Source organism: Histidinibacterium lentulum (assembly GCF_003789055.1).
GTDB classification, from domain to species: Bacteria; Pseudomonadota; Alphaproteobacteria; order Rhodobacterales; family Rhodobacteraceae; genus Oceanicola; species Oceanicola lentulus.
Map to the genome: position 1 here is coordinate 471,654 of NZ_ML119083.1, position 17,052 is coordinate 488,705.

The window sequence follows — 17,052 nt, forward strand, 5'->3', positions numbered from 1 at the left end:
ATGAACCTTCTCCCGTCAGGTGCCGAGTCCTCCACGCATCAAGGGATCGACGGTCGATGAGTGCTGCCTCGCCGATGCCATGCACCCGACCGGTATGGCGGCCGTCGACATGATCGTCGTCCGGTCTCTCTTCCAGCCGACGATCCTGCTGGCCCTCGCCCTGATGGCGATCATCGTCATGATGATCCTGCCGATGCCGGCCTGGGTTCTCGACCTGGGGCTCGCGGCCTCCTTCGCCTTGGCCATCCTGATCTTCACGGTGACCCTCTTCATCGACAGACCGCTGGATTTCTCTGCCTTCCCGACCGTCCTCCTGGCGTCGCTGATGCTGCGGCTGTCGCTGAACGTCTCCTCGACGAAGCTCATCATCGGCGAGGGTCACACCGGAACCGGCGCCGCAGGCGACGTGATCGAGGGCTTCGCCAGCTTCGTCATGGGCGGCAGCGTCTTTCTCGGTCTGGTCGTCTTCTGCGTGCTTCTGATCGTCAACTTCGTCGTGATCAACAAGGGCGCCACGAGGATGGCCGAGGTAGGCGCAAGGTTCGCGCTGGACGGCATGCCCGGGAAACAGCTCGCAATCGACAGCGACATGAACGCCGGGGCGATCGACCATGCCGAGGCCAAACGCCGCCGGGAGACGGAACAGGCGGAAACCACCTTCTTCGGCTCGCTCGACGGCGCCTCGAAATTCGTCAAGGGCGACGCCATCGCGGGTCTGCTGATCACGGTCCTGAACCTCGTGATGGGGCTCGTCATGGGAACCGCCGTGCATGGCATGCCCCTCGGCCAGGCCTTCGAGACCTACGCGATCCTGACCGTGGGCGACGGGCTCGTGAACCAGATCCCGGCCGTGATCATTTCCATCGCCGCAGCGCTGCTTCTGGCGCGCGGGGGCGCGTCCGGCGCCATGGATCTCGCGCTGGCCGGCCAGCTCGGCCGGCATCCGGCGGCGCTCGCCACCGTGGGGCTGCTGATGGCGCTGTTTGCCCTCGTTCCCGGGTTGCCGGCCGGGCCATTCCTCCTCGGGGCCGGCGTGCTGCTCGGGTGCGCGGCTCAGGTGGCCCGAAACCGGTCCCGGGACCGACGCGGCGAGACACGCACGACCGAAGCGGCGGAGGCGCCGATGTCCCGGTCACTGGGTGACATGCTCGATCTCGACGACATCCATGTCGAATTCGCGCCGGATCTCGTCGACATGGTTCTCGACCCGGGGACGGGACTCGATGCCCGGATCGCCAACATGCGGAGCCATGTCGCCACCGGCTTTGGGATGTTGCTTCCGGAGATCCGACTTACCGACAATCCTGCCCTGCGCCCCGGAGACTACGCGATCCGGGTGCATGGGGTGGAGCAGGCCCGGGCGAGCCTGCGGCCGGACCAGGCACTGGCATTGCTCCCCGGTTCCGGCGCGGTGGAGATACCGGGCGAAGACGTCGCGGAACCGGTATATGGCGCGCCCGCTCGCTGGATCGATCCGGCGCAGCAGGAGATCGCTGCGATCCAGGGGCTGACGGTGGTCAACCCGCCGGAAATTCTCGCAACTCACCTCCTCGAGACCATCAAGTCAAATTTTCCACGCCTGATGACGCACAAGTCGCTGCGGCGCCTGCTCGACGAACTGACGAACCTCTCCGACCGTCAGCGGGCCGAGGCCAACCGCCGGATGCTGGACGAACTGATCCCGGACAAGGTCCCGGTTGATGTCCTCCTGGCCGTGCTCAGGTTGCTTCTGGAGGAGCGGGTCTCGATCAGAAACCTGCCGCTCATCGTGGAGGCGATCGCCGAGGGACGACAGCTCCATGCGACTGTCGAAGGTATCGCCGAGCATGTCCGGCAGAGGCTCGGCTTCCAGCTCGTCGCCGAGTATCGCCGTGCCGACGGGACCATCCCCCTCGTCCAGCTGGCGCCGGAGTGGGAGGAGACCTTCGCCGCACATCAACTGGGCGGTGACCGCGGCGGCGGCGACGTCGCGCTGCCACCGGAGGCCTTCAACCGCCTCGCCGCGGCGATCGCGGAGACCTGTTCCAGGGCGGGAGAAGCTGGCGGATTCCCGGCGGTCGTCACCTCCCTCAGGCGGCGCAGGTTCATCCGGACCGTCCTTGCCGCAAAGGGCATTCCGAACCCGGTCCTTTCGTTCGAGGAGATCGGACTCGATGCCCGCCCCGCTCTGGTCGGGCTGGTTCCGGCATGATCTCGACCCTGTCCGAACTTCTGCCCGTCGCCGGGGACGCGTTCTCCACTGCCATTTGGGTGTTTCTGCGGGTGGGGGGAATGATCGCCGCTCTTCCCGCCTTCGGCGAGCAATCGGTTCCGCTCCGCGTCCGGCTCGCGATGGCCTTCGCCTTCACCCTGCTGGTCGCCCCGGCAGTCCCGGCCGGCGCCAGCTTTGTCGCACCGCCCGGACCGGCCGCCGTGCTGAGCGAGACGCTGGTCGGGCTGGCGTTCGGGCTTTTCATCCGGTTCTTCGTCTTCGCCCTGCAGATCGCGGGGACGATCGCGGCGCAATCGACCTCGCTGAGCCAGATTCTCGGCGCCCAGGCCGGCATCGATCCGCTGCCGGCGATGGGCCATGTGCTGGTGATCGGGGGCATCGCGCTCGCGACCATCCTCGGTCTTCATGTGGCCGCTGCGGAATACATCATCCGCAGCTACGACCTCGTGCCGGTCGGCACCCTCCCCGACCCCGCCCGGCTCGCAGACGTCGGGGTTGCGGAGACCGCACGCAGCTTCAGCCTGGCATTCGTACTGTCCGCGCCGTTTCTTGTGGCGTCGCTGCTCTACAATCTCACGCTCGGGGTCATCAACAGGGCGATGCCTCAGCTCATGGTCTCGTTCGTCGGCGCACCGGCAATCACGGCGGGTGGACTTGCCCTGCTCGCGCTGGCCGCCGCGCCTCTGCTCCAGCTCTGGAGCGGCGCGCTCTTCACCTTTCTCGAGTCACCCTTCGGCCCGCTGCCATGAGCGGGGCGGACGAGAGCGAGAAGTCTTTCGAGCCGACGCCGAAGAAGCTCGAGGACGCGCGCAAAAAGGGGGAGGTGGCGAAATCGGCCGATCTCGCGACAGCCGCTGCCTATGGCGGGTTCCTGCTGGCTTCACTTGCCGTGGGCGCCCCGGTCGTTCAGCAACTGGCGACCTTCCTCATGACGCTTCTAGCCGGGCCCGACCGGCTTGCGCTCGAGGTGTTCGGGACGGGCGGGCCGCTTCAGAGGGAACTGATGGTCGCGGTCGCGGCGGGAAGCTGGCCATGGTTCCTGTTTCCCGCAGTTGCGGCAATCCTGGCGTTCCTCGCCCAGCGCGCCGTCGTCTTTGCCCCGTCGAAACTGGTCCCCAAGCTCTCCCGTATCTCGCCGATCGAGAGCGCCAGGCAGAAATTCGGTCGCGCGGGGCTCTTCGAATTCTTCAAGAGCTTCCTGAAGCTGGTGATCTACTCGGTCGTTCTGGGCGTCTACCTGGCGTCCCGCCTGCCGCGGATCATGACGACCATGCAGCTCGCCCCGAAACAGGTCGCAGCTGAACTCGGACATCTCTCGCTCGGGCTCTTGGGCATCGTGCTCGTCGTGTCGGTGGTCCTCGGCGTCCTCGACGCGGTGTTCCAGCATGCCGAGCATATTCGGAAGAACCGGATGAGCCGACAGGAACTGACGGACGAGTTGAAGCAGTCCGAAGGCGACCCGATGATGAAGCATCAGCGTCGGGAGAAGGCAATCGGGGTCGCAATGCAGAAGATGCTGACCGATGTGCCGCGCGCCGATGTCGTCATCGTCAATCCGACCCACTTTGCCGTGGCTCTCAAATGGGATCGCCGTTCGCCCGGCGCCCCGGTCTGCGTCGCCAAGGGCGTCGACGAGATCGCTCTGCGCATCCGCGAGATCGCGGCAGCCGAGGGTATCCCTGTCCGGTCCGATCCGCCCACGGCCCGCGCGCTTCATGCCGAGGTCGAGGTTGGACAGGAGATCAGTCCGACACACTACCGGGCCGTGGCCGCGGCGATCCGCTTCGCCGAGCATCTTCGCGGCAAGGCGCGCGGCAAATGAGGACGGATCGCGAGAAGATCGCAGCGCTGCGCCGTATTGTGGATGCCGCTTGGCAGGTGGAGCAGTCCCGCACCGCGCGGATCGCGTCTGAGGAGGCCGCCTTGCGGAACCGGATCGACGCGCTCTCGGCCTGCAGGCAGGACCGTCTGCAGGATCTGACCCGTGGTCCCGATGCGGCCCGGCTCGCCGGCGCGGATCCGTTGTGGGAAAGCTGGATCGACGGCAGGCGCTCGGACCTGCTCACGGAGCTTGCCCGGCTCCTTGCGCAAAAGGACCGGGCCCAGCGCCGCCTGGCCCGCGCCTTCGGCCGCAGGGAGGCCGCGACCGGGATCGCCCACGGGAACGCCCCGCAATCCGGGCGACCGGATCAGCCCTGAACGTCCTGCCGCACGATGTCGATGATCAGCACGTCGATGATCCGCTCGCCGAGCACGTCCTGAGCCGACTCCCGCAGTCCCGATCTCAGGACGCGCATGTTCGACGAGGAGGTGAAGTTTCCGCTGAACCCGCCGATATTCGCATGGTCGAACAGGACCTGCAGGAACGCGTCGCGCAGTTTCGGCTCGCGGCTGAAGACCGTTTCGCGGCTTCCTGACGTCACCTCGAGGCTCAGCGACAGCACCACGAGCGCCTCGACCCGCGCCTCGTCGACCACGGGGACGACGAACTGATTGTTGAGCCGGACGTACTCCTGGCCTTCGATCTCCTCGCCGCCGTCGGCGTCGGGCACCGCCGCGGCGGGGGTGACATCGGCGGTCTCCGGTGCCCCGGCGTCCTCCACGCCGGGTCCCGGAGGCATGAGAAACAGTCCTGCGCCGACGCCGGCGCCGGAGCCAAGGAGCAGCATGACGGCAGGGAGCAGCAGGCTCTTCATACGTGGCGCTCAGAACGGAAGCAGCGCATCGACGACCTGCTGGCCATAGCGCGGCTGCTGGACATCGCTGATCTGGCCTCGCCCGCCATAGGAGATCCGGGCGGAGGCAATCTTGTCATAGGAAATCTCGTTCTGGCGGGTAATGTCCGCAGGCCGCACGAAGCCCGACACGAGAAGCTCGCGCAGCTCGAAATTCACGCGCACTTCCTGCTGGCCCGCGATCGCCAGAACCCCGTTTGGCATGACGTCGAGGATCGTCGCCGCGACCCGCAGCTCAAGGCGCTCGTTCCGGCTGACCGAACCGTCCCCGTCAGAGGCGCTGGCACTGGTCACCGATACCGCGTTCGCCATGCTCGCTCCCTCCGGCAGGCGCTGGTCCAGGCGTTGCGGGATGCCGAGAAGCTGCGGCAGAGCGAGGGACTCGGACCCGGAGCGCGACCGGCTGGTGGAGTTCGATATCTCGGCCCGATCGTCGATCTCGATGACCACCGTGAGGATGTCGCCCCGCTGCATCGCGCGCCTGTCGCCCAGAAGAGACCCCCGTTCCCCGGTCCAGAGCGACGCGTCCTGCAGCGGCGCGCGGACAGGGGCGGTCTCGTCCCTCAGCGGCAGGGCATAGGTCAGCATGGCGGTATGGTCCCGGGTGGCGTTGACCGGCGTGATCTCGGGCGCCTGACCCACATCGGCCAGCCGGCTGCATCCCGCCAGGAGGGCCGTGGCCAGGAAGGCGACCAGAAGGAGACGCATCGGGAATTCCTCAGTGAGAGACATGCGCGGCGCCATCGGGCCCGATCCGGGCCGACACAGTCGTGCGCGATGCGAGGTTCATCACACGGACCAGTTCGCCGGCCCCGGCGCGATCAAGAGCCCGACCCTCGGTCGTGATGGTCAGGCCCGAGGTCGAATAGATGAGCGGAACGAGAGCGTTGCGTTCCACAAGCGCCGGCGGTCCCACGTCTCCGGCGCGCACGGGCCGGCCGGCATAGAGCGCGACGCGCGCCTCCTGCCCGATCAGGAGATCGGGGTCGGAGACCCCTCCCGGAACCTGCACCGCCTGAATGACCAGATCGCCCGGCATCAGGATTTCTTGCGGCCGGATCGTCCGCGTCGCGACGAGCGTCTCGGCAAGAGCGGGAGCGGCAAGGAGGGACAGACACAGGGCCAGTCGCATCAGCGCACCTGCACCATGGCGCCCAGCATCTGGTCGGCGGCCGTGATGACCTTTGAATTGAGCTCGTAGCCGCGCTGCGCCTCGATCAGGTCCGTCACCTCGCGCACGGCATCAACGGAACTGTCCTCCAGAAAGCCTTGCCGAAGAAAGCCGAGTCCGTCCTGGCCCGGCGTCGTCACGTTCGACGGGCCCGAGGCCTCGGTCTCGAGAAAGAGGTTCGATCCGATCGCCTCGAGGCCGCGGGGGTTGGTGAACCCGGCGAGGGTGAACTGGCCGAGGCTCTCGGGCTCGATCCGGTCCGAGAAATAGGCGAAAATCTCGCCCTCGGCGTTGATAGAGATGGACCGAGCGTCGCGGGGGATGGTGATCTCCGGCACCACGGCATGGCCATCCGCCGTGACGATCAGCCCGTCGCCGGACCGTTTCAGGCCGCCGTCGCGGGTGTAGGCGGCGCGGCCGTCGGGCAGGGTGACTTCGAGATAGCCCGATCCTTCGATCGCGATGTCGAGATCGCCCCCGGTTTCGGACAGCGCGCCCTGCCCGAGGAGCATGGAGACAGAGGTGGCGCGCACACCGAGACCGAGTTGCACGCCGGTGGGCAGGATCGTCCCGTCCGACGCGTTGATCGTGCCGGGCCGCGCAAGCTGCTGGTAATGCAGGTCCGCAAATTCCGCGCGGCGGGGGTTGTAGCCCGTCGTGTTCATGTTCGCGAGGTTGTTCGAGATGACCTCGACCCGCATCTGCTGGGCGGACATGCCGGCGGCGGCGATCTGGAGGGCGCGCATGGGAAATCCTTCCTAGCGGGTGACGGAACTGATGGCGGAGAGAAGACGGTCGTGCTCGTTCTGCAGGAAGGACTGGCCGAGCTCGTAGGCGCGCTGCACCTCGATCATTCGGGCCAGCTCGATCACCGGGTCCACGTTCGCGCTTTCGAGAAAGCCTTGCAGGACCCGTGCCTCGAGCGCCGGAACCGTCCCGCCGTCCGCGCGGAACCGGACTCCGTCCTCCCTGACGAGGTCGGCGGGGGTTATCGGCAGCACGAGGCCGATCTGCCCGAGCGGCAGGCCATCGGCGCTGATCGTGCCGTCCGCGGCCACCGCGATCGGCCCGGTCCCCTGCGGCACGAAGAGCGGCGCGCCGCCCGCATCGAGGACCGGGTATCCCTCCGGTGTCACGAGGTCGCCCTCGGCACTGGTCTGGAAATGGCCCGCCCGGGTCAGCCTCTCTCCGCCCGGCGCGAGGACGAGAAAGAACCCCTCGCCCTCGATCGCCAGGTCCAGTGTCCCGCCCGTCTGCTCGAGTGGCCCCTGGCCGAGGTCGGTGGTGCGTCCGGCGGCGCGCGTCATCGACAGGCTCTCGTGGCCGGAGCCGAGGCCGCGGACATATTCCGAGAAGGTCACGCCCTCGGCCCGGTATCCGCCGGTGGAGGCGTTGGCGATGTTGTTGGCGACAATTCGCATTTCGGCCAGCAGGCCGGATTGCCGGGTCAGGGTCGCGTAGCCGGCATTGTCCATCTCACGATCCTCCTGTGATGAGGGGGATCAGCGTCCCGCGGAAGAAGGCAGAGAGCGACTGGGACATGAACCCCATGCTGACCCAGAAGACGACGACGATAGCCCCGAGCTTCGGCACAAAGGTCAGCGTCATTTCCTGGATCGAGGTGAGCGCCTGGAAGAGGCCGACGACGAGGCCGGCGAACAAGGCCACAGCGAGGATCGGAAGCGAGATCGCGAAGGCGGTCCAGAGACCTTCGCGCATGACGTCATAGAAGGCGCTTTCGGTCAGCATCAAACGGGCATCCTCAGGATTTCCTGGTAGGCTTCGACCACCCGATCGCGCACCGCCACCGCCGTCTCCAGGGCGAGCTCCGTCTGCGTCAACGCCTGAACGAGGGTGTGCGGATCCGCCCCGTTCGTCATGGCGGACATCGCGGCGGCCTCGCCCTGGCGCAGGGTCTCGGCGAAATCGGCGGCAGCGCCGGCGAGCGGGCTGCCCGCGGCGCCGTCGAGTGGCGCAGTCACGGGTCGGCTTGCCTCGTACTGTCGGGCGACGAGGGAGGTATCGAGCTTCATCGGGGTCTCCTATCGGCGCAGAAGGTCCATGAGGGACGTGGACATCTGTCGTATCTGTTCGAACATCTTGAGGTTGGCTTCGTAGCTGCGCTGGGCCTCGCGGGAGTCCGCGATCTCGATCAGCAGATCGACATTGCTGCCGCGGTAGATCCCGTCGTCTCCGGCCAGCGGGTGTGCCGGGTCGAAGATCTCCGCAAGCTCGGAGCGATCGAGCCGGACTGGCCCGGGTGTCACGCCGCCGGTCGGCCTGCCGGCCTCCATCTCCGCCTCGAATGACACTGTCTTGCGGCGGTACCCGGGGGTATCGGCGTTGGCGATGTTCTCGGAAACGTGGCGGAGGCGGGCGGATTGCGCCTGCATGCCGCTCGCCACGATGTCGAGGGCGGTGCTGAAGTCGTTCATGACGGCTCCTACCTGCGGCCCAGGGAAAGGCGCAGGATTTCCATTGACTTGCGATAGATCGTCAGGGCGCGAGCATGCTCTCGCGCGACCTCGACGGCGTGCAGCATCTCCTGCTCGAGAGACACGGCATTGCCGTTCGGGGCGGGTTCCGTGTTCCGGGTAGCAGACCCGCCTGCAGCAGCGTCGGTGGGATCCAGATGGCCGGGGCGCGTGCTGCGCATCGCCGTCGCCGACAGCTTGCCATGGACCTCCACGAAGGGGGCGATCTGCCGCGCCCGGTAGCCGGGCGTGTCGGCGTTCGCGATGTTCTGCGCCACAACCGCCTGTCTCTGGCCGGCGTGGCGTGCCATTGCGGCGGCTGTCTGGAATACGTCCAGGGTCTGGTGCATCGGGGCTTCTCCCTCGATTGGCTTCAATCAAGCCTTAAGCCTGATTCCTTAAGAAGGGGTGTGTCGGAACAAACTGGGTACACTTTGGATGGACGACGAACTGATGGCGCGGATCACGGAGCGGGTCGGCGACCTGAGGGTCAGGCACCTGCTCGGCCGGGTCGCGGCGGTCCGCGGTCCCGTTCTCGACGTGGCCGGTTTCGGGACAGGTGTGCGGCTGGGCGATCCGGTGTCGCTCCCCTCGCTCGGCGACCGGCGCGGGGAGGTCATCGGCCTCATGCCCGATATGGCGGTCGTCCTGCTCGAAGGGGGCACGGACGGTGTCAGCCTGCGCACGCCGGTGCGGCTCGACCCGCCGGTGCGGTTCGCGCCGGGCGCGCACTGGCTCGGGCGGGTCATCGACCCGGACGGCCGGCCGCTCGACGGGCGCCCCCTGTTGCCCGGCCTCGGACGACGATCCCGCGACCAGCCGCCGCCTCCCCCCCATGACCGGCGCCCGCTGGGTACGCGGCTTGCCACCGGCCTCGCCGTCTTCGATACGTTCCTGCCCATCGTGCGCGGTCAGCGCATCGGCCTGTTCGCCGGGTCGGGCGTCGGCAAGTCGACGCTCCTGGGGGATCTCGCCCGGTGGGTCGAGGCCGATGTAACCGTAATCGCGCTGGTCGGGGAGCGGGGGCGCGAGCTGCGCCATTTCGTCGAAGGGGTTCTGGGGCCCGTGGGTATGGCGAGGGCCGTCGTCGTCAGCGCGACCTCCGATTCCGCGCCGCAGCTGCGGCGCGCCTGCGCCCCGGCGGCGATGACGGTGGCGGAGCATTTCCGGGACGAAGGCAGGCAGGTCCTGCTCCTTGTCGACAGCGTCACACGCTTCGCCGAGGCGCATCGCGAACTCGCACTTGCCCGGGGGGAGGCGGCATCGCTGCGGGGGTTTCCCCCGTCGACGGCGCCGGCCATCGCCGGCCTTTGTGAACGCGCCGGTCCGGGAACCGGAGAGGCCGGCGACATCACGGCGGTCTTCACCGTGCTCGTTGCGGGTTCCGACATGGAGGAACCCGTGGCGGACATGCTGAGAGGGGTTCTCGACGGGCACGTGGTGCTCGACCGCACCATAGCGGAACGCGGGCGGTTTCCGGCGGTCGATGTCCTGAGATCCGTCTCGCGGTCGCTTCCCGATGCCGCGAACCCGCAGGAGAACCTGCTTCTGACAGAGGCGCGCCGGATGCTCGGCCTTTATGACCGGTCCGAACTCATGATCCAGTCCGGTCTTTACACCCCAGGGAGCGACGAACGGCTCGACGCCGCAATCGCCTGTCAGGCCGAACTCGAGCGCTTTCTCGCGCGCCGCTCGCCTCGGGGTCCGGAGGAGAGCTTCGCCGCGCTCCGCCGCGTGCTGGCCCAGCGGCCCCCGGTCCGGGACGACGGTGTCAGCCGAAGCGGGCCGCCCCCTGCAAGAGTATGAGGGCAGTCGCGTTGGGCGAGGCTGACTGCGACGCGAGGGATTCGGACCGCACCATGAAGAGCCGGACGACCCTCTCCCTGATATCGGGGGCTGCGAAGTCCGCGGGATCGTCGGTGCCGAGGACGCTCCGCGCCCGCTGTCGGAACTGGTCAAGCTGCTGATCGAGGTCGATCCGCCCGAATCCGGGACCGAATCCCAGCGCCGTCTCGAAGACCCGGCGCAGGGGCGGATCTCCCATCAGGGCGAACCACCGGGCACGGGTTCCTTCCGTGGAGGCCAGAAGATCCGCGAGACCCGAGTCGAGGTTCAGGGCAAGGCGCAGATCGTTGTTCTGCTCGCCCACCGCGCGCGCGAACGCGCGACTTTCGTAGCGCGAGATGAGGGTGTCGGCGAAGCCGCTGAACTGGGTCCGGCCCGCGCCCCCGAGATCGCCGAACCCCATCGCCCGCGAGAAGACCTCGTACCGGGTATCTCCGAGGCGTCTGGCAAAGGCGCTCCCGGACAGCGTGCCTTCGGCGAGGATCTTCCGGATGAAGGCCCGGTTGCCAACGTCTGCCTCGAGGCCGAACGCGCCCAGGGCCACTTCGAGCAGCCGCCGGTCGGCCATGAAGTCGTCCACCGAGGAGATCCGACCCAGCGCGGTTCGGACATGGTCCGTCAGGCGCGCGACCGGAGCGCTCTCGGCAAATGCGGACTTCTGCGTGTCGAGGGTGCGATCGAGAAAGCGCCAACCGGCATAGCCTCCTAGCGGGACGACGGGCCGAAAGGTCATCGTGTTTCACCGGACAGGCCGAAAAGGCGCTCCTCGCGTGGCAGCAGGCCGCGAAGACGCTTCAGGGCCCGGTAGAAATCCGCCGCCGCCACCGCTTCCGTAGCGGCCGTCAGGGTGGCGCGGCTGTCCTCGTCGCGCAGGACCTGGCTCAGCTGCTCGATGCCTTGCATGATCTGATGTCCCGCGTCGTCCTCGGAGACATCGCCGGAGAGCACGAGCTGGGCGATGTAGCAGACCCGGCGGACCGGAGTGTTGGCTTCGTCCGGCCGGATGGCATCCCTCAGGCGCAGGATGTTGGCCTTGGGCGTGAGGATCGACAATCTCGATCGACGATCCCCGTTCTCGATCACCGCGCCGTTGACGAGGACCCGTTCCCGCGGTCCGAGCTTCAGAACGAGGCAGGTCATCGCGGAGCCTCGGCGCGGTTCAGGCCGCGCATGATGGCCGTGTTGATGTCGATGAGAACGCTCGCGTCTGCCTGTCCCCGCAAAACCCGCCGGCTGTGCAATGTCACGCATTCGAAGAGGTGGAATATCCTGCCTCGAAGGTCCGCTGGCAGAGCGTTGGTCTGATCGGCCACCTCGGCGGCGAGATGTGCCCAGACGCGCCGGTTCTCGAGCAGGGCCATGGCGAGGCGCGGAAGATCCTGCGGTGTGGCGGCTGCCGCGGCGAGCTTCGCCGTGATCTGCGAGAAGAGCTGCAGTTCTGCATCCCGTCCTGTCAGGATCGGCGAAGTGGTGGGCGCATAGGCGCGCCGGGCCCGGTCGATGACGTTCACGTCGGAGTCCTTTCGGGACTGGATCGGTGCGGCGGCTTCGGCCGCGGGGGATCAGGTCTCGGAATGGGGAAGGCGCGGTGACGTCTTCCCCCCGTCCTCAACGGAACAGCGACAGGATCGACTGCGGTGCCTGGTTCGCGATCGAAAGCGCCTGGGTCCCGAGCTGCTGCTGGACCTGCAGCGCCTGGAGTCTGGCGGAGGCTTCCTCCATGTCGGCGTCCACCAGGCTTCCGATGCCCGACTTGAGCGTATCGGTCAGCTTGGAGATGAACTCCGACTGGGTCTCGATCCGCCCCTGGATCGAGCCGAATGCCGCGGCCGACTCGATCGCCGTATCGATCCACGTCTCGATATTGGCGAGGGCGGATGCGACGCCCGCATCCGTGGTCACGTCGATCTTGTCGACGCCCACGAGTCCGCCGGTGGCCGTTCCGCCCGCCGCTCCCGTGGTCGTCAGGCTCAGCGCGGTGCCGTCGTTGTCGATCTGGAGGCGCCATTGACCCGTGGCGGGATCCTGACTCACGCGGGTTTCGATATTCGTCAGACCCGCCCCGTCGATCACGGTCTTCAGACCCCTCGCGACATCCTCCATGCTCTCGCCGCGACCGGCCACATAGTCGTAGTTCTGGCCGCCGATCGTCACGCGGTAGCCATCGCCGTTCTGGACGGCGGCTGCGGCGGAGAAGGCGATCTCGGACGCACGGCTCTGGATCGTTCCGCTGCTGGCGGTGGCCGGCGCGGAGGTCACGCCGTTGGACTGGATGGCGAAAGTCGCGCCGCCGCCCGAGGTCGTGCCCGTGTTGATCTCCACGTCGTCGAACTTTGATGTCGAGCTGATGGTGAGCACGGCGGCCGCCGAGGTCGCGGTGATCCCTTCGATCCCCGCCGCATTGATGGCCGCCTGGAAACCCGCGGCGATCTCATCGACCGTTCCGGTCGCGTCGGTGGTATAGTTCACCGTCGTGCCCGCGATCTGCATCGTATAGGTCTGCGCGTTGCCAGCCGTGCCTGCAACGGTGATGGCGGCCAGGTTCGCACCGTTGGAGAAGGCCCCGCCGGTCCCGTTCGCGGCAAGGTTGCCGCCGAGGGTGGTCGTGGCATTCGCGGTGAGGGGCGTCCCGGTCCCGAACGCACCTGCGTCGAAGGTCAGATCCTGACGCCCCACGGCGATCTGCGAGGCGGTGACGGAACCGTCAGGCGCCCGGTCGAGCGACGAAAGGACATTGACGTTGTCGGTACCGGACAGGAGGCTGAGACCGTTGAACTGGGCCGCCCCTACGACCGAGGAGATCTGGTCGGAGAGCGCCTTGATGTCGGCCTGCAGCTTCTCTCGGTCGACGTTCTGTTCCTGCGCCCCGACGATCTTCTCCTTCATCTGGGTCAGAAGGTCGGTCGTGGTCTCCGCCGCGGTGCGGGCCACGGCCACGGTCGATTCGCCGAGAGCGAGCGATTCCGAGATCGCCTTGAACCCCTTCACGTCGGATTCCATGACTTTGGAAATCGCCCAGACGGCGGAATTGTCCTTTGCCGAGCCGATCGCCTTGCCGGTGGAGATAAGGTTCTGGGTATCGGTCAGGTTGCGGTTGATCGACTTCAGGGTCTGAAGGGCGACCATTGCGCCGTTGTTTGTCAGAATGCTGGACATCGTGACTATCGTCCTTTCCGGCCGGCATTTGCCCGGCCATCGGTTGAGGATGCGCCGCGCGCTTCAGCCGCGGCGGAGATCGCCATTCTGACGGGGACCAGCCGGACGCTTCGGTCCGGCGGGCCGCACTCTCGCGAATGCAGGGCGATCTAGACATCTCAAGCGTCAAGGAAGGGCTAACGCCGGCGCGCGCGATGACCGGAGTTTGGCTCGTGTTTTAGGCTTTGCGTTCGAAGACGTGGCGCGTGTCCGCAGCGACGTCGGCCTTGTGCCCGCGGGAATCGTAGGTGGTCAGCCGCGACCGAACCTGTCGCACGTCTCGCAGGCGGGCGCGTGCAGTGGCAATCCCGTCGAGCGAGGCCGCGAGAAGCGCGTGGACCCGCTGCGCCTCCTCCCGGATCTGGTCCAGTGCCTCCTTCGGCACTTCCGCCACCCGCAACCGCTCGAGCGCCGCCCGTTTGCATGCGGTCAGAGCTGCCACGGCGCCGAGGTCGCCGGCCAGCAGAGCGCGGCGTTCTTCGACGAGGAGACGCTCAAGTGCGGCAATCGCGTCAGTCATCCGCTCGCTCCTTCAGGCTCCGGAAGATCGATTCGGCGAGGCCGATGCCCCCGGCTTCCGCCATGACCATGGCCTGCCGCCGTGTCAGAAAGGAGGAGAACTGATCCTCGCCCGCGCCGCCGCCGCCAAGCCCCTCCCGGGTTTTCCCGAGGCCGGCGGCGGACAGCATTTCCGCAAGAAAGGCGCCTTCCAGTTCCTTGGCGGCATGGCGCAGCCTGGCGTCGTGCGGGGAAATTGCAGGGACGGGTCCGGTCGGTGTGATGTCGGTCATGTGAGGTCCGATGCAGAGGATTTTCCCCAACATGACCGGTCGGCGGTAAAGATCGGGTAAGCAATTGCCGCGAAACTGTCTCCGAAGCCTCTGGCCCGGAGATCCGATGCAGACGACCCTGTCCCCTGCTCATGTGGCACCGCACGCCGCCGTCCATATGGCGTCGGCTCCCTCACAGACCTTGTTGAAAGGCGACTTCGCCCGCTTCATGGACCGGCAGGCCGTTTCTGTCGTCCCCAGCGTCACCCCATCATCGGCCGAGACAGGAGAGGACCCCGCGCCGGTCGCCGCAAGATCGGGGAGGCCTGAGGGCGAGGTAGAGCCTGCCCTGCCAACGACTACGCGGCTCGGCGGTGACGCGCCATTGCTTGCTTCGTCGATCACTGTCGATGAGGACGCCGCCGCCGAACCGGAGCCAGAGGTTCCGCGAGAGACACCACCGGGCTCGGCCGGATCGGATATGCGGTGGCCCGGCAGTGGCGGTTCATGGGTCGCGCCGGATACCGCCCGACCCATCGACGACGGCCTTGAGCCCGGTGCGGAGGTCGACGACCGACAAGACCGGCATGAAGCGGGGTCCCCCCGGCCGGACGGCGGCACGGCGCTACGGCGGCCAACCAGGCCGACGCGCGCGACCGGAGCGTTTCCGGCCACGGACTCACTGACGCTTCTCGCGGGAACGCCGGCACGAAAGGCCGGGGAGCCCGCCGTTCCAACCAATCCGGTTGGCGAACGACATCCGGAGACACGACCCTCCCCGGTCGCCACCGGCGCGACGCGAGCAACGACCGTCGAGGACGTAGTCGGGATCGCCCGCTCGCTTGACCGGCGAGCGACCCACGCGCCCGCCGCTCCTCCGCCCCGCACGGCGGCAGCCGTTGAGCCTGTTCTCCTCCCGGTCGCAGCGCCGGGAGCAACACGACCTGCGGCGAGCCACACGCCTGCCTCGGCCGCTGCCCCTGAGGCCGCGTCCGCCTTGCTCTCCGCGGCGTCCACCTCCCCAACGACCATGACGGGCGGCACGAGCGACGACGTTCCGTTCCGGGCAACCCCGGCGCCGGTCCCCCGGGAGGCCGCCCGGCCGGATCAGCGTAAGACCGCGAAGCACGGCACGACGACTCAAGGAGCGGGTGCAGTCCCTCCCCAGTCTGCGCCTCCCCCGTCGGTGACGGCGTCCGTCACCGGGGCTGCAAGTCTCCCGCCGGGAGAGGGAGGGAAGCAGAGTGCACTTGCTCCGCAAGCAGAGCTGCTCTCGGCTGGACCTGTCGCGCCGGACCCGGCGCCCGGCGCGGCCGCGACACGGGCGAGCCTGGCACCGGCCGTGCAGGCCGCCCCGCTCGTGCAGCAGCTGACGACGGTGATTCAGGCTTCCTCGCCCGGAGTCACGGAGATCAGGCTCGACCCAGTCGAGCTCGGTCGGGTAATCCTGACCCTCACGAGCGGCGAGTCGGGACTGACCGTCGTGGTCAACGCCGATCGGCCGGAGACAGCAGACCTGGTCCGCCGGCATCTCGAGAGCCTGTCGGCCGAACTCAGGCAGATCGGCTATGGAGCCGTCAGCTACAGCTTCACCAACTCGGGGTCCGGTTCGGGGCCCGACCGCGGACAGGCGGCGGAACGGGCAGACGCCGGCGGGTCGGAGCCCGCGCCGGAGCAGACCGGCCGCACAAGCACCGACAGAAGGGTCGCCGGCACGGCCGACGGTACCCTCGATATCAGGATATGAGGCGAGACCATGACAACAGCCGCGACCCCGAACACTGCCGTCCAGCAGGCGTTCTCCAATTCCGCCAGGAGCACCGTCGCCGAGGCGGCTGCAAGCTCCGGCGGGGTGCGCAGGGCGGTGATCGGATCGGACTTCGATACGTTCCTGAAGATGCTGACGGTGCAGATGGAGAACCAGGACCCTCTCAACCCTACCGATTCCTCCGAATATGCTGTCCAGCTCGCCACTTTCTCCGGCGTCGAGCAGCAGGTGCGCACGAACGAGCTTCTGGCGACGATCGTCGATCGCGCCTCGGGCGGTCTCGGAGAGATTGCCGGGTGGGTTGGCCGACAGGCCCGAGTGGTCGCTCCGGTCGAGGTAGGTGTGGCGGGCGTAACGGTCGCCGCGGAGCCGGTCCCCTTTTCAGACCGCGCTACACTGACTGTCAGAAGCGCGACCGGTCAGCTGGTCGCGTCCGAGGCGTTTCCGCCGACCGGGGGCGAGGTCCACTGGACGCCTCCCGCGGGGCTCTCGATTCCGCCCGGACCCCTCAGTTTCGAGGTCGAGAGCTTCGCCGCGGACGTGTCGCTCGGTTCCGAACTTGCGGCTGTCTACGCCGACATCAGGGAGGTCCGGCTGGATCGCGGCACGCCCAGCCTGGTCCTTGCCGGCGGCACGGTTGTCCCGGCCGATTCTGTAACGGCCCTGCGCGAGCGCCCCCGGTGAAGGAGGGCGCCGCGATCCCGCCGGGGCTTGCCTACCGCGGCGAAGCCCCTGGCCGGATGCGGTGAAGAACCGTAACCGCCCGATTGAAGCCGCCTGCCTGATTGCGGGGTTCCGAGCTAAGACACGTGCATAACGACGTCGTTAGCGACGTGTCTTATCGGAAGGTGCCATGCTGGGCGAGGTTTTGGGTGTCGAACG

22 protein-coding genes are annotated in these 17,052 nt (G+C 67.7%); 7 read left to right on the top strand and 15 right to left on the bottom strand.

The annotated features are described in order from the left end of the window. Positions 1–94: 94 nt before the first annotated feature. Genes flhA through EAT49_RS08125 form a run of 4 tightly spaced genes read left to right on the top strand, consistent with a single transcriptional unit; the run spans position 95 to position 4,411 of the window. A complete protein-coding gene (gene flhA / locus EAT49_RS08110; protein ID WP_425459515.1) occupies positions 95–2,191 on the top strand; it encodes a flagellar biosynthesis protein FlhA in 2,097 nt (698 codons plus the stop codon). Then, positions 2,188–2,961 carry a flagellar biosynthetic protein FliR gene (locus EAT49_RS08115; RefSeq protein ID WP_123641789.1) on the top strand — a complete coding sequence of 258 codons (774 nt, stop codon included), beginning with the start codon at positions 2,188–2,190 and terminating at the stop codon, positions 2,959–2,961. Before flhA ends, EAT49_RS08115 begins: the two co-directional genes overlap by 4 nt. Next, the gene (locus EAT49_RS08120) at positions 2,958–4,034 is read left to right on the top strand and encodes an EscU/YscU/HrcU family type III secretion system export apparatus switch protein (RefSeq protein WP_123641790.1); all 1,077 of its coding nucleotides are present in this window, start codon (positions 2,958–2,960) and stop codon (positions 4,032–4,034) included. Before EAT49_RS08115 ends, EAT49_RS08120 begins: the two co-directional genes overlap by 4 nt. After that, positions 4,031–4,411, top strand: a complete 381-nt coding sequence (locus tag EAT49_RS08125; protein WP_123641791.1) for a hypothetical protein — start codon at positions 4,031–4,033, stop codon at positions 4,409–4,411. Before EAT49_RS08120 ends, EAT49_RS08125 begins: the two co-directional genes overlap by 4 nt. On the opposite strand, the gene EAT49_RS08130 is transcribed toward EAT49_RS08125, so the two are convergent. The 9 genes from EAT49_RS08130 to EAT49_RS08170 are packed head-to-tail and all read right to left on the bottom strand — an operon-like array spanning position 4,402 to position 8,942. Continuing rightward, positions 4,402–4,908 (bottom strand): flagellar basal body-associated FliL family protein, encoded by a 507-nt coding sequence (locus EAT49_RS08130; RefSeq protein WP_123641792.1) that lies wholly within the window; start codon positions 4,906–4,908, stop codon positions 4,402–4,404. The two genes, EAT49_RS08125 and EAT49_RS08130, sit on opposite strands and share 10 nt — an antisense overlap. Before the next feature lie 9 nt (positions 4,909–4,917). Further along, entirely contained in the window at positions 4,918–5,655 is a 738-nt protein-coding gene (gene flgH, locus EAT49_RS08135) for a flagellar basal body L-ring protein FlgH (protein WP_123641793.1), read from the bottom strand. Positions 5,656–5,665: 10 nt separating this feature from the next. After that, entirely contained in the window at positions 5,666–6,079 is a 414-nt protein-coding gene (gene flgA / locus EAT49_RS08140) for a flagellar basal body P-ring formation chaperone FlgA (protein WP_123641794.1), read from the bottom strand. Further along, positions 6,079–6,864 (bottom strand): flagellar basal-body rod protein FlgG, encoded by a 786-nt coding sequence (gene flgG, locus EAT49_RS08145; protein WP_123641795.1) that lies wholly within the window; start codon positions 6,862–6,864, stop codon positions 6,079–6,081. Before flgG ends, flgA begins: the two co-directional genes overlap by 1 nt. 12 nt (positions 6,865–6,876) lie before the next feature. Then, entirely contained in the window at positions 6,877–7,593 is a 717-nt protein-coding gene (locus EAT49_RS08150) for a flagellar hook-basal body complex protein (RefSeq protein WP_123641796.1), read from the bottom strand. A 1-nt stretch (position 7,594) separates the two neighbouring features. Continuing rightward, entirely contained in the window at positions 7,595–7,867 is a 273-nt protein-coding gene (locus EAT49_RS08155) for a flagellar biosynthetic protein FliQ (RefSeq protein ID WP_123641797.1), read from the bottom strand. Then, positions 7,867–8,151, bottom strand: coding sequence for a flagellar hook-basal body complex protein FliE (gene fliE, locus EAT49_RS08160; protein WP_123641798.1), 285 nt, complete (start codon positions 8,149–8,151; stop codon positions 7,867–7,869). The genes EAT49_RS08155 and fliE overlap by 1 nt, the downstream gene beginning before the upstream one ends. Positions 8,152–8,160: 9 nt before the next feature. Further along, on the bottom strand, positions 8,161–8,553 hold the full coding sequence (gene flgC / locus EAT49_RS08165) for a flagellar basal body rod protein FlgC (protein WP_123641799.1): 393 nt from the start codon (positions 8,551–8,553) through the stop codon (positions 8,161–8,163). Between the two features lie 8 nt (positions 8,554–8,561). Beyond that, positions 8,562–8,942: a FlgB family protein gene (locus EAT49_RS08170; protein ID WP_185020694.1), complete on the bottom strand. Its 381-nt coding sequence runs from the start codon at positions 8,940–8,942 to the stop codon at positions 8,562–8,564. Positions 8,943–9,030: 88 nt separating this feature from the next. On the opposite strand from EAT49_RS08170, the gene EAT49_RS08175 reads away from it, so the two are divergent. Further along, positions 9,031–10,398, top strand: coding sequence for a FliI/YscN family ATPase (locus tag EAT49_RS08175; protein WP_123641801.1), 1,368 nt, complete (start codon positions 9,031–9,033; stop codon positions 10,396–10,398). Here EAT49_RS08175 and EAT49_RS08180 read toward each other — a convergent pair. From EAT49_RS08180 to EAT49_RS08205, 6 genes are all read right to left on the bottom strand, one after another. After that, positions 10,364–11,170 carry a DUF1217 domain-containing protein gene (locus EAT49_RS08180; protein WP_123641802.1) on the bottom strand — a complete coding sequence of 269 codons (807 nt, stop codon included), beginning with the start codon at positions 11,168–11,170 and terminating at the stop codon, positions 10,364–10,366. The two genes, EAT49_RS08175 and EAT49_RS08180, sit on opposite strands and share 35 nt — an antisense overlap. Next, positions 11,167–11,577, bottom strand: a complete 411-nt coding sequence (gene flbT, locus EAT49_RS08185; protein WP_123641803.1) for a flagellar biosynthesis repressor FlbT — start codon at positions 11,575–11,577, stop codon at positions 11,167–11,169. The genes EAT49_RS08180 and flbT overlap by 4 nt, the downstream gene beginning before the upstream one ends. Continuing rightward, positions 11,574–11,948 carry a flagellar biosynthesis regulator FlaF gene (flaF, locus tag EAT49_RS08190; RefSeq protein ID WP_246003795.1) on the bottom strand — a complete coding sequence of 125 codons (375 nt, stop codon included), beginning with the start codon at positions 11,946–11,948 and terminating at the stop codon, positions 11,574–11,576. The genes flbT and flaF overlap by 4 nt, the downstream gene beginning before the upstream one ends. Positions 11,949–12,045: 97 nt before the next feature. Beyond that, a complete protein-coding gene (locus tag EAT49_RS08195; protein WP_123641804.1) occupies positions 12,046–13,593 on the bottom strand; it encodes a flagellin N-terminal helical domain-containing protein in 1,548 nt (515 codons plus the stop codon). 217 nt (positions 13,594–13,810) lie between these two features. After that, positions 13,811–14,152, bottom strand: a complete 342-nt coding sequence (locus EAT49_RS08200; RefSeq protein WP_123641805.1) for a hypothetical protein — start codon at positions 14,150–14,152, stop codon at positions 13,811–13,813. Beyond that, a complete protein-coding gene (locus EAT49_RS08205) occupies positions 14,145–14,423 on the bottom strand; it encodes a rod-binding protein (protein ID WP_123641806.1) in 279 nt (92 codons plus the stop codon). Before EAT49_RS08205 ends, EAT49_RS08200 begins: the two co-directional genes overlap by 8 nt. Positions 14,424–15,762: 1,339 nt before the next feature. Here EAT49_RS08205 and fliK point away from each other — a divergent pair. Further along, positions 15,763–16,149, top strand: coding sequence for a flagellar hook-length control protein FliK (gene fliK / locus EAT49_RS21105; RefSeq protein ID WP_185020695.1), 387 nt, complete (start codon positions 15,763–15,765; stop codon positions 16,147–16,149). A gap of 9 nt (positions 16,150–16,158) precedes the next feature. After that, the gene (locus tag EAT49_RS08220; protein WP_123641808.1) at positions 16,159–16,854 is read left to right on the top strand and encodes a flagellar hook capping FlgD N-terminal domain-containing protein; all 696 of its coding nucleotides are present in this window, start codon (positions 16,159–16,161) and stop codon (positions 16,852–16,854) included. Positions 16,855–17,052: the final 198 nt, after the last annotated feature.